Genomic DNA, 14,641 nt, shown 5'->3' on the forward strand with positions numbered 1-14,641 from the left:
AAGGCCGGGCGTTTTCATTCACAGCAGCAATCAAACCAGCGGATCACCGACATGCAGGATCTTCATGCCATTGGTGCCACCGATGGTGTGGTAGCTGTCGCCCTTGGTCAGGATGACCCAGTCGCCCTGCTCGACCAGGCCGCGTTTGAGCAGCTCGTCGACCGCCGCCTGGCTGACCTTCTCCGGTGGCAGCGCCGCCGGGTCGAACGGTACGGTGTAGACGCCGCGGAACATGGCCACGCGGGCCTGGGTCTCGCGGTGCGGAGAGAAGGCGAAGATCGGGATCGAGGAACGGATCCGCGACATGATCAGCGGGGTGTAGCCACTCTCGGTCAGGGCGATGATCGCCTTCACGCCCGGGAAGTGGTTGGCGGTGTACATGGCCGCCAGCGCGATGCTCTCGTCGCAACGGCTGAACTGGGTGCCCATTCGGTGGCTGGAGGTCTTGCTGGTCGGGTGCTTTTCCGCGCCCAGGCAGATCCGCGCCATGGCCTGCACCGCTTCCAGCGGGTAGGCACCGGCGGCGCTTTCCGCCGAGAGCATGACGGCGTCGGTGTAGTCCAGCACGGCGTTGGATACGTCGGACACTTCCGCGCGGGTCGGCATCGGGTTCTGGATCATCGACTCCATCATCTGGGTCGCGACGATCACCGCCTTGTTGTGGCGGCGTGCGTGCAGAATGATCTTCTTCTGGATACCTACCAGCTCGGCGTCGCCGATTTCCACGCCGAGGTCACCACGGGCCACCATCACGGCGTCGCTGGCGCGGATCAGACCGTCGAGGGTCTCGTCGTCGGCCACGGCTTCGGCACGTTCGATCTTGGCCACCAGCCAGGCGCTGCCGCCGGCTTCGTCGCGCAGGCGACGGGCGTATTCCATGTCGGAAGCGTCACGCGGGAAGGACACGGCCAGGTAGTCCAGGTCCATTTCCGCGGCCAGCTTGATGTCGGCCTTGTCTTTCTCGGTCAGGGCCGGCGCGGTCAGGCCGCCACCCTTGCGGTTGATGCCCTTGTGGTCGGACAGCGGGCCACCGATCAGCACCACGCAGTGCAGCGAGTCCGCGGTGGCGGTCTCGACGCGCATGACCACGCGGCCGTCGTCGAGCAGCAGTTCGTCACCGACGCCGCAGTCCTTGACCAGGTCCGGATAGTCGATGCCGACGATTTCCTGGGTGCCGGCAGTCAGCGGGTGGGCGGTGGAGAAGGTGAAGCGGTCGCCGACCTTGAGTTCGATACGTTTGTTGGTGAACTTGGCGATGCGGATCTTCGGACCCTGCAGGTCGCCCAGCAATGCCACATGACGGCCGTGGCGAGCCGCGATGTCACGGATCAGGCGGGCGCGCGCCTTGTGTTCGTCCGGAGTACCGTGGGAGAAGTTCAGGCGGGCGACATCCAGGCCGGCGAGGATCAGTTGTTCGATCACTTCCGGTGAATTGCTGGCGGGGCCGAGGGTGGCGACGATTTTGGTGCGGCGGATGGTCATGCACAGACTCCTGTAGTGAAGCGCAGCGAGAGGCTACTCCTGAAAAACGCTGTAGTCATTGTTCCTTTGCACTACCTTGGGCGGGGTCTTGCTGGCGTTTGAACGGTGTTCGCGGAAGTTGTGAGGTGTTCGTGGTCAAACCCGCTATCGCCTATAGATTTGTCGGAAAACGCCGATATAGTGCTCAGCAAAGGAGAATCCCCATGCGAGCCCTGTTTATCCTGGCCCTGGCGACCAGTGTCGTCGGCTGCACCCGCTGGTCCATGGACCACCATCTGAACAATGCCTACCGGGCTTATGATCGCGGCGATTGCGAGCGGGTCACCCTCGAGCTGTCGCAGGTCGACCGCACCAGTCGCGCGCGGCCGTTCATCTGGCCGGAAGCAGCGATGTTGCGCGGTCAGTGCCTGGAGCGGCAGAAGCTGTTCGTCGATGCGGCGCAGACCTATCAGTACATCATCCAGCAGTACCCGCGGAACGAGTACGCCTACCGGGCCCGCGCGCGCCTGCAAACGCTTGAGCAGCTTGGACATTATCGCGAGGGTGAAGCCGCGCTGACGCGACCCGCGCCGCTGGCGCCGTTGCGTTGATTGACCGCCAGGGCAATTTCCGCTGGAAGCATTGCCCTGGTCTGCGCTACTCTCATTGAAACAGACTGTGTACAAACAGCGTGCACCTGTACAAGACGGCACTAGCGCGACCCTGCTCAAAGGGTTATCCATTGCGATCCTTTGCCATGTATACCGAGCGCCGAATCGAGCGTCACCTGCTTCCCTACTTCCTCAAGGTCTACAACCGTTTCACCGATCAGCCCATCGGTTACCTGGGCAACGCATCGGAAGACGGTCTCATGCTCATCAGTACCCTGCCGTTGCTGGTCGGGCCCGATTTCGAGCTGCAACTGAGGATTCCCGGCCAGGCCGATGGCTGGCAGCGCATCAATATCACGGCCAGCTGCCTGTGGTGCCATGAGGACGAAAGTCCCGGCTTCTTCGACTCCGGCTTCATGCTGCTGCAGGCGCCGCGAGAGTACGAAACACTGGTGAGTGCCCTGCACGACTACTTCAGTTTCCGTCCGTTGCAGACATCGGCATGAGGTAGACTCCGGCGATTTCCCCTGTTCAGGACGAAGCCGCCGTGAGCCCCAGCATTTTCTGGCACGACTACGAAACCACCGGCATCAACCCGCGTTGCGACCGGCCCTTGCAGGTCGCCGGCGTGCGCACCGATCTGGACCTCAACGAGATCGAAGCGCCGGTCAATCTGTTCTGCCAGCCCAGCGACGACATCCTGCCGCACCCGGCCGCCTGCCTGATCACCGGCATCAGTCCGGGGCAACTGGCCCGCGACGGCCTCGCCGAAGCCGACTTCATGACCCGGGTCCACGCCGAACTGTCCCGTCCCGGCACTTGTGGCGCGGGCTACAACACCCTGCGTTTCGATGACGAAGTCACGCGCTACAGCCTGTACCGCAACTTCTTCGACCCCTATGCCCGCGAGTGGCAGGGCGGCAACACCCGCTGGGACCTGATCGATACGGTGCGCACTGCCTATGCGCTGCGTCCGCAAGGTATCCAGTGGCCGCAGGTCGATGGCCAGGTCAGCCTGCGCCTGGAACTGCTCAGCGCGGCCAATGGCCTGGAGCACGGCCAGGCGCACGAGGCGCTGTCCGATGTGCGTGCCACCATCGCTCTGGCGCGTCTGATCCGTGCCAGGCAACCACGGCTGTACGAGTGGCTGTTCGAATTGCGCAGCAAACAGAAAGTTCTCGAGCAGATTCGCTTGTTGCAGCCCCTGGTACATATTTCCGGGCGTTTCTCGGCGGCGCGTAGTTATCTTGGGGTGGTGCTGCCGCTGGCCTGGCACCCGGAGAACCGCAATGCCTTGATCGTTTGCGATCTGCATCAGGATATTGAGCCGCTGTTGACGGAAAATTCCGAAGTATTGCGTGAGCGCTTATACATGCGCCGCGAGGATATGCTCGACGGGCAGTTGCCAGTTCCGCTCAAGTTGCTGCACATCAATCGCTGCCCGGTAGTGGCGCCATTGGCGGTATTGCGCAAGGAAGATCAGCAACGCCTGGGCCTGGATATGTCCGATTTGCTGCGGCGTGGTGAACGACTGATGACGGCACGGGAGCAGTGGGAGCATAAATTGACGTCAATTTATGCGGAGGGTGATTTTGCCGAGAGTGATGACCCTGAACAGCAGCTATATGGCGGATTCATCGGCGACCGTGATCGTCGTTTATGCGAACAGGTGCGCGCCGCCGATCCGCAGGAACTGGGCAGCCGACGCTGGATGTTCGACGACCCGCGTTTGCCCGAGTTGCTTTTCCGATATAGGGCTCGGAACTTTCCGGCGAGTCTTGATGAAGAGGAGCAACAGCAGTGGCGAACGTTCTGCCAGCAACGACTCATTGATCCCGCATTGGGTGCGCCGCATACCCTGGCGGCATTCGATAGCGCTCTGCTACAGGCCCTGGCGCAGGCGCAGGGGAGCCAGCGCGCGCTGCTGGAGGAATGGCGTGGCTACGCCGCGAGTTTGCGGCAACGCCTGAACGTGTAGGAAATGTTAAAAAAAGTTAATAAAAAACGCCGGCATTGCCGGCGTCTTTTTTGCTAAGCGGGAAAATTAACCCAGCAGGGTTGCCCAACCTTCCACGACGTCACCGCCCCACTTGGCTTTCCACTCTTTCAGGGTCTTGTGGTTGCCGCCTTTGGTTTCGATGATTTCGCCGTTGTGCGGGTTCTTGTATTGCTTGACCTTGCGCGCGCGCTTGGTGCCGGTGGTCTTTGCCACGGCGCCGCGAGGCGCCTTGTTCAGTTTGGCTTCCGGGTCGAGCAGGGCAATGATGTCTTTCAGGGATTTGCCGAAAGTCCCCATCAGTTCGCGCAGCTTCTTCTCGAACTCCAGTTCTTTCTGCAGCTTGTCGTCGGCGGACAGACTCTGCAGGCGGGCTTGCAGTTCTTTGATAGCTTCTTCGGTAGCGCGATATTCGTTGATCAGGGACATGAGGCGTTCCTTTGGAAATAGTGAGCTCGGGTAACTGTGCGGCAATAATAGTCAGACTATTTGCTCAAGTAAACAATTCGATTTCACGCTCTTAGTAGTGGTTTATTTCCGCTGCGGAATGTCGCGCGTGCAATTTACATGTGCTTATTGGTCAAACGACTAAGCGTATTAGTCCGTCGGCAGCTGTCGCACCCGTCGGCCGCCCGGCCAAGCGGGGCCGTCCGGCAGGCGGCGGATGTCACATGGATACTGTAGTTTTGCCGGGCAGTCGCTAGAATGTGCGCCTTTATGAAGTTCTGGAGTCCCCTGCATGCGTACCTATCGGCTGGTGATCGCTTGTCCCGACCGTGTCGGCATCGTCGCCAAAGTCAGTAATTTCCTGGCGTCCCACAACGGCTGGATCACCGAAGCGAGCCATCACTCCGATGACCTGAGCGGCTGGTTCTTCATGCGTCACGAGATTCGTGCCGACACCTTGCCTTTTGGCATCGAGGCCTTCCGCGAGGCCTTTGCCCCGATCGCCGAAGAGTTCTCCATGACCTGGCGGATCACCGACACCGATCAGAAGAAGCGTGTCGTGCTGATGGCCAGCCGCGAGTCGCACTGCCTGGCCGACCTGCTGCACCGCTGGCACAGCAACGAACTGGACTGCGACATCCCCTGCGTGATTTCCAACCATGACGACCTGCGCAGCATGGTCGAATGGCACGGCATCCCGTTCTTCCATGTCCCGGTCGATCCGAAGGACAAGCAGCCGGCCTTCGCCGAGGTCTCGCGCCTGGTCAAGGAGCACGGCGCCGACGTGGTGGTGCTGGCGCGCTACATGCAGATCCTGCCGCCGCAGCTGTGCGAGGAATACGCCCAGCAGGTCATCAATATCCATCACAGCTTCCTGCCGTCCTTCGTCGGCGCCAAGCCGTACCATCAGGCGTCGCTGCGTGGCGTGAAGCTGATCGGCGCAACCTGCCACTACGTCACCGAAGAGCTGGACGCCGGCCCGATCATCGAGCAGGACGTGGTGCGTGTGAGCCACAGCGACAGCATCGAGGACATGGTGCGTTTCGGCCGCGATGTCGAGAAGATGGTCCTGGCCCGTGGCCTGCGCTATCACCTGGAAGACCGCGTGCTGGTGCACGGCAACAAGACCGTGGTGTTCGACTGACCCGGGAGGGCGGTGCAATGAGCGATCCCTTCGACAAAGCCACCGCCCATCCTCCACCCACATTGGGTGAGGGGTGCCTGAGCCGTTACGATCCGAACGCCCTGGGCAGCGAGGACGGCACCGATTTTCCGGGTGCCGCCGAGTTATGGAAGACCTTGGCGACGAGCAGCGATGCGCTGCAGCAAGGGCCGGCCGAGCAGGTAGAGAAAGACCGGACCACCGGCGACCAGATAGAAGTAGTAGGTCACCACCCGCCAGACCAGCACCGCCGCCGCCGCGGTTGACGTGCCCACCATCGGCGTCAGCAGCGCCGCCGAGGTCAGCTCCGCCGCCCCCGCGCCACCAGGCAGCAGGCTGAACTGCCCGGCGCTCAGGGACAGCACCTGCACCAGGAAACTGGAAACCCACTGCAGGTTGCCGCCCAACCCCAGCAGCACCAGATACAGCACGCTGTAGCGCAGCGCCCAGTGCAGGCAGGTCAGGCCGAACACCAGGGCGAGGATCCGCCGTGGCAGGCGCAGGGTCGCCTGGAACGCCCGGCAGAACTGCAGCAGCCGTCGCGCCCAGCGCCGCCGGGTTGCCCCGCGCACGCCAAGCCGGTTCAGCAGGCGGCCATTCCAGTGCAGCAGCCCGCGTCGCCAGCGCAGCAGGATCACGCCCAGACCGAGCACGGCCAGCATCAGCAGGGCCGTGCCGATCAGCATCCCTTCCAGGCCGCGGTTGAAACGGTGGAACAGGGTGTAGACGACGATGGCCAGCACCGCGCAGAGAAAAAACAGCAGGTCGTTCAACTGGTCCATGGCGAACACCGCGCCACTGTGGGCCGGCTGCACGCGGTCGCGGGACAGCAGCGCCATCAGGGTCAGCGGGCCGCCGCTGCCGCCGGGAGTCGTGCAGATGGCGAACTCGGTGGCCATGATCACCCCGAGGCTGCGCAGACGGCCGATCCTTTCCCCCTGGCTGCCCAACAACAGGCGCAGGCGCAAGGCGTTGAGACTCCAGCACAGGAAGATCATGGCGAACAGCGCCAGCAGCAGGGCCGGCGGAAAACCGCGCAGGCGCGGCAGCAGCTCGCTGCCGCCAAGCAGGACCGGCACCAGCGCCGCCAGCAGCAGGGCGGCGAGCAGCCAGCCAAGGCGTCTCATGGTCCTGGCCGGCTGGCCAGCCAGGCCAGCTTGGTCATCGGAATGCGCCCGTCCGCCAGCAGGCGTTGCAAGGTGTCCAGCCAGTAGCGCCGGGCAAAGCCATGGCGCATGTCCACCGGGTGCAGGCCGAGGCGAATGGTGCTGGCGTCGGCCATGCGCCGTTCCTGCACCGCGCTGACGGCCCGCGACAGGCCCCGTCGCCAGGCGCTGCGCGCGCTCCAGACCAGGCCTGGCGCTGCCACCGGGGTGAAATCGGGCAGGCGGTAGAGGTGCTGTGGGTCGCTGGTGTAGTGCAGCGGCAACTGGCGCAGGGCCTGGCGGGTGCCTTCGCTCATCAGCCAGGCCGGCGCGACGAAGCCGCTCAACGGCCAGTCCAGGCGCCGGAAAAGCTCGATACCGTCGCCCAGGCGCTGCAACGCTTGGTGCTGGCTCAATGCGTAGAACTCGCCTTCCCAGGTGTAGAGGCGGCGCATGAAGTATTCGCCGGGCGTGCGCGGCGCGGGACCGTCGTCGGCGTGGTAGTAGCCGTGCAGGGCCAGTTCGTCACCGCGGAGCAGGCGCTGATCGAGGGTGCGGCGAAACGGCGTGTTGCCCTCCACGGCATTGCGCCGATGAAAGTCCGGCACCACCAGCATCGTCATGGGGATCTGCCCGAGGGCGTCCACCGCTTCGACGAAGGGCTGGTAGTCCGGCCAGGTTTCCGGCGCGACGTCGTGCAGCACCAGCAGCACGCTGCGCCCGGCGCTGGGAGTGGCACAAGGCTCAGGCATGGGCACGCACCGGCAGATCGCTGTAGCCGAGTACCGCGCGGTAGTGCTCGAGCAGGCCGCTGACCACGCTGTCCCAGCTGTAGTGCTGCTCGACATGGCGGCGAGCTTGCCGACCGAGGCGCTCGGTGCCGCGTTCGAAGATCTCCCGCACCGCCTCGGCCATGGCCTGGCCATCACCGGGCAGGCACAGCTGGCCGCACTGCGCATCGACGATCTCGCTGAAGGCCCCGGCCGCTACCGCCACCACCGGCGTGGCGCTGGCCATGGCTTCGAGGATGACCAGGCCGAAGGTTTCCTGGTCGCCGGCATGCACCAGCAGGTCGGCGCTGGCCAGCAGGCGGGCGACCTCGCTGGCCGGGCGGAACTCGCCGAAGACCGTGACGTTGTCCGGCACGTTGCCCGGCATGTGCGAGCCGACCAGGAGCAGGTGATAGGGCTTGCCCAGGCGCTGGATACAGTCGAGCAGTACCGGCAGATTCTTTTCCCGCGAGCCGCGACCGGCGAAGACCAGCAGCCGGCTGTCCTCGGCCAGGCCCAGTTCGGCACGCAGCGCCGGGTCGCGGCGGTCGGGGTGGAAGGTGTTGAGGTCGACGCCGAGGCGCTGCACATGGACATTACCCACGCCGAGGCTGCGCAGCTTGTGCGCCATCACCTGGCTGGGCGCCAGGACCCGGTCGAAATTGCCATAGAGCTTGCTGACATAGGCTTCCACGTTGGGCGTGAACCAGTTGCCCATGCGGTTGCTGACCAGCAGTGGCAGGTCGGAGTGATAGAAGCCGATCACCGGCACGTCCAGGCGCCGCCGCGCGTCGAGTGCGGCCCAGGCGGTGAGGTAGGGGTCGCCGACCTCGATCAGGTCGGGTTGCAGTTCGTGCAGCACGTTGCACCAGGGCGCCAGGCGCAGCGGAAAGCGGTAGCCGTTACCGAAGGGCAGGGGCGGCGCGGGGACCTCATGGATGCCATTGGCATGACGGGCGCTGGCGCCGGGGATCAACAGGCTGTGGCGGACATTCGGGGCGAGGCCGAGGCGGCGGTGCTTGGCATCGAGGTAGGTCCGCACGCCGCCGCTGGCGGGGGCGTAGAACATGGTGATGTCGGCGATATGCACGATCAGCATCCCTCCGGGATCGTCTTGTGGACAGTCACGCGGCGTGCTGGCGGCCGCGATGACGCGCCTTAAAGTTGACCTACGGAAAGAATAGTTTGTTCGATTGGTAACAAAGGCACCCGGTAAGAACGCTTGTGGGAGCGAGCTTGTCGGAACGCCGAACCGTCGCGAATGGGCGCGAAGCGGCCACAAAACCTGAGTCCTCGATGTGCCTGACAATCCCGGGACTCAGGTTTTACGACGGCTGCGCCGCCGTTCGCGAGCAAGCTCGCTCCCACAAGGTCCACCGTAGGTGGATACGGATGGATCAGATGCGGAAGCTGCCGACCAGGTGTTTCAGGCGGCCGGCCTGTTCTTCCAGGTCCGCGCAGGCACGCAGGGTCGATTGCAGGTTCTCGACGCCTTCCTGGTTGAGCATGTTGATTTCGCTGATGTCCATGTTGATCGAGTCGACCACGGCGGTCTGCTCCTCGGTGGCGGTGGCCACCGACTGGTTCATGCCGTCGATCTCGCCGATGCGCTGGGTCACGCTGTTCAGGCGCTCGCCCGCCTGGTTGGCGATGTTCACGCTGTCGCTGCTGTGGCGCTGGCTCTGGCTCATGGTTTCCACCGACTCGCGGGCGCCGACCTGCAGTTCCTCGATCATGTTCTGCACCTGCTGCGCCGACTCCTGGGTGCGGTGCGCGAGGTTGCGCACTTCGTCGGCGACCACGGCGAAACCGCGCCCGGCTTCGCCGGCACGTGCGGCCTCGATCGCGGCGTTGAGGGCCAGCAGGTTGGTCTGCTGGGAAATGCTGGTGATCACTTCGAGGATCTGGCCGATGTTGACGGTCTTGCTGTTCAGCGTCTCGATATGGGTGCTGGAGGTCGAGATCATGTCCGACAGGCGATTCATCGCCTGGATGCTGCGATCCACCACCTGCTGGCCTTCTTCCGCCAGATGCCGCGCCGAGCTGGCCTGCTGCGAAGCCTGGGCCGCGTTATGGGCGATTTCCTGGGCGGCGGCGCCGAGCTGGTTGATCGCCGCGGCGACGCTGTTGGTGCGGTTGCTCTGCTCGTCGGAGTTGACCATCGACGAGTTCGAGGCGCTGACCACGCGCAGGGCCACTTCGTTGACGTGCTCGGTGGCCGAGGCCACTTCGCGGATCGACTCGTGGATGCGTCCGACGAAATGGTTGAAGGCCTTGCCGAGCATGCCGAATTCGTCGTGGTTGTGGATGTTCAGGCGGCGAGTCAGGTCGCCTTCGCCCTGGGCGATGCCCTCCATCGCGCGGATCATGGTGTGCAGCGGACGCAGCAGGACGTTGATCAGCAGGCCCAGCAGGCCAATGATGAAGGCCACGGCAATGACAGTGGCAACCACCGCCGAAGTGCGGAACTTGCTCAGCATTGCGTAGGCCTTGTCCTTGTCCACGGACAGACCGATATACCAGTTGGCCGAAGGCAGGCCCTTGACCGGGGTGAAGCTGAGGATCCGGGTGGAGCCGTCCAGTTCCACTTCCACCGGCTCGCGGGCCAGGCGTGGAGTGTTGTGCGGGAACACGTCGCTCAGCGACTTCATGGTCAGGTCTTTGTTCGGGTGCACCAGGATCTTGCCCTGGTCGTTGACCAGGAAGGCGTAGCCCATGCCGCCGAAGTTCAGCGAGTTGATGATCTCCACCAGGCCGTCCAGGGCCAGGTCACCACCCACTACGCCAATCTCGCGGCTGACCGCGCCGATGATCGAAATCACCATCTTGCCGGTACTGGCATCGATATAGGGTTCGGTCAGCATGGTCTTGCCTACGTTCATGCCGTCCTTGTACCAGGGACGCACGCGCGGATCGTAGCCGTCGGGCATTTTCATCTGTGGACGAATGGTGAAGTCACCATTCGGATGGCCCATGTAAACCGTCAGGAAACTTGAAGTAAGGGCCTTCTGCGCGAGCAGTTCGCCAACGTTCTGCGGGTCGGTGGCAATGTTCTGCACAACGTTTTCCACCAGCAGAATACGACCGTCGAACAGGTTCTTGATGTTGGTCGCCGTACTGTCGCCCATTTCCTGAAGATAGTTCTCCAGGTTTTCCCGAATCGCATTACGCTGCAAGTAATCGTTGTACAGCGTGAACAGGCTGAACGCGATCATCACGATCAGTGAGGCGGCCAACAGAATTTTGTGGCTGAAACGGAGATTTTTATTCATGGCTTGTTGGGTCCGCTAAGGTCTTGAATATCCGGGTCGTTCGCACGAAAGAGCATCGCGAAAGCAGAGCATTCCCATGTCCTTGTCGGGGTTTTCCTGACTTTCTTGTAGCAATCACACTTCGGTATCGGCTGACTCACACCAAAGCTTTATATGGAGGATGAAAAAACATGGCGGATTCTGTGCAATTCGTTCTCGGCGGCGATCTTGTCGGACAGCCGGTTGCCCAGGCCTTGCGCCTGGCCAACCGCCATGGCCTGGTGGCTGGCGCCACCGGTACCGGCAAGACCGTGACGCTGCAGCATCTGGCCGAGGCCTTCAGCGACGCCGGGGTGGCGGTGTTCGCCGCGGACGTCAAGGGCGACCTGTGCGGCCTCGGCGCGGCGGGCAATCCCCAGGGCAAGGTGGCCGAGCGTATCGCCGGGATGCCCTGGCTGAATCATCGTCCCCAGGCCTATCCGGTGACGTTGTGGGATATCCACGGCCAATCCGGTCATCCATTGCGTACCACCCTGAGCGAAATGGGCCCATTGCTGCTGGGCAACCTGCTGGAGTTGAACGACAGCCAGCAGGCCGCGCTGTATGCGGCGTTCAAGGTGGCCGACCGGGAAGGCCTGCTGTTGCTGGATATCAAGGACCTCAAGGCCCTGCTCGGGCATCTCAAGGACAACCCGCAGTTGCTGGGCGAAGACAGCGCGCTGATGACCAGCGGTTCGACCCAGGCCTTGCTGCGTCGCCTGGCGACCCTCGAACAGCAGGGCGCGGAGGCTCTGTTCGGCGAGCCGGCGCTGCAACTGGAGGATCTGCTGCAGCCGGCGACGGACGGGCGCGGGCGCATTCACCTGCTGGATGCCAGTCGCCTGGTGCATGAGGCGCCCAAGGTCTACGCGACCTTCCTGCTCTGGCTGCTGGCTGAGCTGTTCGAGCAGCTGCCTGAGCGCGGTGATGCCGACAAGCCACTGCTGGCGCTGTTCTTCGACGAGGCGCACCTGCTCTTCAGCGGCACGCCGAAGGCCTTGCAGGAACGCCTGGAACAGGTGGTGCGGCTGATCCGTTCCAAGGGTGTCGGGGTGTACTTCGTCACCCAGTCGCCAGGCGATCTGCCGGATGATGTCCTGGCGCAGTTGGGGCTGCGTATCCAGCACGGCCTGCGCGCGTTCACGGCCAAGGAGCAGAAGTCCCTGCGTGCGGTGGCCGACGGCTTCCGGCCCAATCCGGCGTTCGACACCCTCAGCGTGCTGACCGAACTGGGTATCGGCGAAGCACTGGTGGGTACCCTGCAGGACAAGGGCACGCCGGGGATGGTCGAGCGGGTGCTGATCGTCCCGCCGCAGTCACGCATCGGGCCGTTGAGCGCTGCCGAGCGGGCCGCCCTGGTGGCGGCCTCGCCACTGGCCGGGCGCTACGACCGGCCGGTGGACCGCGAGTCGGCCTATGAAATGCTCACCGCGCGCAAAGGCGAGGCGGCCGAGGCGCCGAGCGTGGCCAAGGCCGAAGAGGAGAGCCTGGCGGACAAGGCCGGGGAGTTCCTGCAGAGCGCGGCGGGGCAGGCGATCAAGTCGGCGGTGCGGCAGGCGGCCAATCAGTTGGGCCGGCAGCTGGTGCGGGGCCTGATGGGCTCGTTGCTGGGCGGCAAGCGCAAATAGCGCAGGCATGAAAAAAGGCGCCCCGACAGGCGCCTTTTTTCATGTGCGGATCACTCAGCCGACGAAGCGGGTGGAGATCCAGAACAGACCCGCCGCCAGGCCCATCGAGGCCGGCAGGGTCAGGACCCAGGCCAGCAGGATGGTGCGAACCGTGCCGCCCTGCAGGCCGCTCTTGTTCGCCACCATGGTCCCGGCGACACCGGACGACAGGACGTGGGTGGTGGAAACCGGCAGGCTGAAGATGTTTGCCATGCCGATGGCGCAGGCCGCGGTGATCTGCGCCGACATGCCCTGGGCGTAGGTCATGCCCTGTTTGCCGATCTTCTCGCCGATGGTCAGGACCACACGTTTCCAGCCGACCATGGTGCCGAGGCCGAGGGCCAGGGCGACCGCGAGGATGACCCAGAACGGTGCGTATTCGGTGGTCGCCGTCAGGTCCTTGCGCAGCTTCTCCAGGTCCGATTTTTCACGGGCCTGCAGGCCTGGCAGCTTGCCGACCTTCTTCGCGGTGTCATCCAGGCAGAGCAGGTAGCGACGAACTTCGACACGGGTTTCCGAGCTCAGCGCACGGTAGTCGGCAACGCCTTCCAGCGACTGCTGCAGCGCGGCGATGGTCGGTTCGGTCTGGTGCGGGTTGCAGCTGAACTGCTCCGGCAGGTCGCCTTTGGCGGCTTTGCCCAGGGCCAGGAACTCGCCCAGGGTTTCGTGGTTGCGTTCGTAGAACTGGCTCAGGTGCAGGGTCGCGTCGCGGGTCCGCTCGATCTGGTAGGTGGTGCTGTTGAGGTCGAGGACGAACTGCTGCGGGACGATACCGATCAGGACCAGCATGATCAGGCCGATACCTTTCTGACCGTCGTTGGAACCGTGCACGAAGCTCACGCCCATGGCCGACATGACCAGGACCAGGCGGTTCCAGAACGGTGGGTGCTTCTTGTCGTCGAGCATGCGGCGCTGTTCCGGCGTCTTGTGCATCTTCGACAGCGGGCGCCACCACTTCAGGCCGAGCAGGACCAGCGCGGCGACCAGGAAACCGGCCATCGGCGACAGGACCAGGGACATGCCGATATCGATCGCCTTCTGCCAGTTCACCCCGTCACCCAGGGGAATGTCGTTGATCAGCGCGTTGGCCAGGCCGACGCCGAGGATCGAGCCGATCAGGGTATGCGAGCTGGACGCCGGGATGCCGAAGTACCAGGTGCCGAGGTTCCAGGCGATGGCGGCGGCCAGCAGCGAGAAGACCATGGCCAGGCCGTGTCCGGTGTTGACGTTGATCAGCAACTCCACCGGCAGCAGGTGAACGATGGCGTAGGCGACACCGACACCACCGAGCAGCACGCCGAGGAAGTTGAAGACACCGGAGGCGAAGACCGCCAGTTGCGGGGGCATGGCCTTGGTGTAGATGACTGTCGCGACCGCGTTCGCGGTGTCATGAAAGCCATTGATGAACTCGAAGGCGAGTACGAAGGTCAAGGCGAGGATGAGGCTCACCAGTACCCACGCATCAAGTCCGCTGAATAATTCGATCATGAAGGTTTTCTGACCCGGTCATAAGGGGGCGCGATTATGCCAGAAATCCCCAGTAATCAATGCACTGGCTGCTGACCGGTGGAGGACCCCGGAGTGAGGGCTGTTCACGCGAATGGATCCGCGCCTGGCAGAAAAGCGCAGCGAAAAACCACGAGAATGTGGATTCTTGATGGCAAATTCGTGAATTGTGCGCGTCGGAAAAGTTTCAAACGGGCGTATTAAATTTGTGAGAATCCGTTACGGTTTCATCATCACGACGTAACGATAGGGGCGGGGGTACCTGCATGGACAGGTACCACGACGATCCCGAACCTTGCCTTGCGAGGTGCCGGCGTCACGGCTCCTCGACATTCAGGTCCTTTTCCATCTTGCGCAGTTCTTCGGCGAAGACCTGGTCCATGACGGTGGCGCGCTTGCGCCAGGGTTTGCGTTCCGGGTCGGGTTGAGCGGCATAGGTAGTGACTTCACCACCATAGAGGTCCTTGAAGCGTTGTTCCTGGCGCTCAAGTTCCGCGCGCAGTTCGTCTTTCGTCACAGTGCTACCTGTTATCAAATTAACGCTGGCTTTTCGCGAAGGCGTTGCAGCAGGAGTTGCATGACGCAC

The 14,641-nt window shown here is 63.4% G+C and carries 13 protein-coding genes and 1 pseudogene; 5 read left to right on the forward strand and 9 right to left on the reverse strand.

Features of this window, described 5'->3' with window-relative positions; all coding sequences use genetic code 11:
• Positions 1-30 precede the first annotated feature (30 nt).
• The gene (pyk, locus tag RTI28_RS07210) at positions 31-1,482 is read right to left on the reverse strand and encodes a pyruvate kinase (protein WP_316919812.1); all 1,452 of its coding nucleotides are present in this window, start codon (positions 1,480-1,482) and stop codon (positions 31-33) included.
• A 203-nt stretch (positions 1,483-1,685) separates the two neighbouring features.
• Between pyk and RTI28_RS07215 the strand changes: the two genes are divergently transcribed.
• The 3 genes from RTI28_RS07215 (at position 1,686) to sbcB (ending at position 4,050) form a co-directional block, all read left to right on the forward strand.
• Positions 1,686-2,072 carry a lipoprotein gene (locus RTI28_RS07215; RefSeq protein ID WP_042123033.1) on the forward strand — a complete coding sequence of 129 codons (387 nt, stop codon included), beginning with the start codon at positions 1,686-1,688 and terminating at the stop codon, positions 2,070-2,072.
• Positions 2,073-2,218: 146 nt separating this feature from the next.
• Positions 2,219-2,578: a PilZ domain-containing protein gene (locus RTI28_RS07220; protein ID WP_316919813.1), complete on the forward strand. Its 360-nt coding sequence runs from the start codon at positions 2,219-2,221 to the stop codon at positions 2,576-2,578.
• Positions 2,579-2,619: 41 nt separating this feature from the next.
• On the forward strand, positions 2,620-4,050 hold the full coding sequence (gene sbcB / locus RTI28_RS07225; protein ID WP_316919814.1) for an exodeoxyribonuclease I: 1,431 nt from the start codon (positions 2,620-2,622) through the stop codon (positions 4,048-4,050).
• A gap of 66 nt (positions 4,051-4,116) precedes the next feature.
• Here the strand turns inward: sbcB and mvaT are convergent, their stop codons facing one another.
• Positions 4,117-4,497 carry a histone-like nucleoid-structuring protein MvaT gene (gene mvaT, locus RTI28_RS07230; protein ID WP_316919815.1) on the reverse strand — a complete coding sequence of 127 codons (381 nt, stop codon included), beginning with the start codon at positions 4,495-4,497 and terminating at the stop codon, positions 4,117-4,119.
• A 310-nt stretch (positions 4,498-4,807) separates the two neighbouring features.
• Here mvaT and purU point away from each other — a divergent pair, with 310 nt between their 5' ends.
• On the forward strand, positions 4,808-5,659 hold the full coding sequence (gene purU, locus RTI28_RS07235; protein ID WP_316919816.1) for a formyltetrahydrofolate deformylase: 852 nt from the start codon (positions 4,808-4,810) through the stop codon (positions 5,657-5,659).
• 143 nt (positions 5,660-5,802) lie between these two features.
• Here purU and RTI28_RS07240 read toward each other — a convergent pair whose 3' ends face one another.
• The 5 genes and pseudogenes from RTI28_RS07240 to RTI28_RS30285 form a co-directional block, all read right to left on the reverse strand.
• A complete protein-coding gene (locus RTI28_RS07240; protein WP_316919817.1) occupies positions 5,803-6,804 on the reverse strand; it encodes a lysylphosphatidylglycerol synthase transmembrane domain-containing protein in 1,002 nt (333 codons plus the stop codon).
• Complete coding sequence (locus RTI28_RS07245; RefSeq protein WP_316919818.1) at positions 6,801-7,574, reverse strand: polysaccharide deacetylase family protein; 774 nt, start codon at positions 7,572-7,574, stop codon at positions 6,801-6,803. The genes RTI28_RS07240 and RTI28_RS07245 overlap by 4 nt, the downstream gene beginning before the upstream one ends.
• On the reverse strand, positions 7,567-8,691 hold the full coding sequence (locus RTI28_RS07250; RefSeq protein ID WP_316919819.1) for a glycosyltransferase family 1 protein: 1,125 nt from the start codon (positions 8,689-8,691) through the stop codon (positions 7,567-7,569). Before RTI28_RS07250 ends, RTI28_RS07245 begins: the two co-directional genes overlap by 8 nt.
• Before the next feature lie 298 nt (positions 8,692-8,989).
• Positions 8,990-9,754: a methyl-accepting chemotaxis protein gene (locus RTI28_RS30280; protein ID WP_377697531.1), complete on the reverse strand. Its 765-nt coding sequence runs from the start codon at positions 9,752-9,754 to the stop codon at positions 8,990-8,992.
• 90 nt (positions 9,755-9,844) lie between these two features.
• A pseudogene (locus tag RTI28_RS30285) lies at positions 9,845-10,864 on the reverse strand (cache domain-containing protein); the annotation flags it as partial.
• A gap of 170 nt (positions 10,865-11,034) precedes the next feature.
• On the opposite strand from RTI28_RS30285, the gene RTI28_RS07260 reads away from it, so the two are divergent.
• Entirely contained in the window at positions 11,035-12,510 is a 1,476-nt protein-coding gene (locus RTI28_RS07260) for a helicase HerA-like domain-containing protein (protein WP_316919821.1), read from the forward strand.
• Positions 12,511-12,564: 54 nt separating this feature from the next.
• Here RTI28_RS07260 and RTI28_RS07265 read toward each other — a convergent pair whose 3' ends face one another.
• Both RTI28_RS07265 and RTI28_RS07270 read right to left on the reverse strand, forming a co-directional pair.
• The gene (locus RTI28_RS07265; RefSeq protein WP_316919822.1) at positions 12,565-14,037 is read right to left on the reverse strand and encodes an inorganic phosphate transporter; all 1,473 of its coding nucleotides are present in this window, start codon (positions 14,035-14,037) and stop codon (positions 12,565-12,567) included.
• A gap of 334 nt (positions 14,038-14,371) precedes the next feature.
• A complete protein-coding gene (locus tag RTI28_RS07270; RefSeq protein WP_042123046.1) occupies positions 14,372-14,572 on the reverse strand; it encodes a hypothetical protein in 201 nt (66 codons plus the stop codon).
• Between the last annotated feature and the right edge of the window lie 69 nt (positions 14,573-14,641).

This window comes from Pseudomonas sp. zfem002 (genome assembly GCF_032621685.1).
Classification (GTDB): Bacteria; Pseudomonadota; Gammaproteobacteria; order Pseudomonadales; family Pseudomonadaceae; genus Aquipseudomonas; species Aquipseudomonas japonica.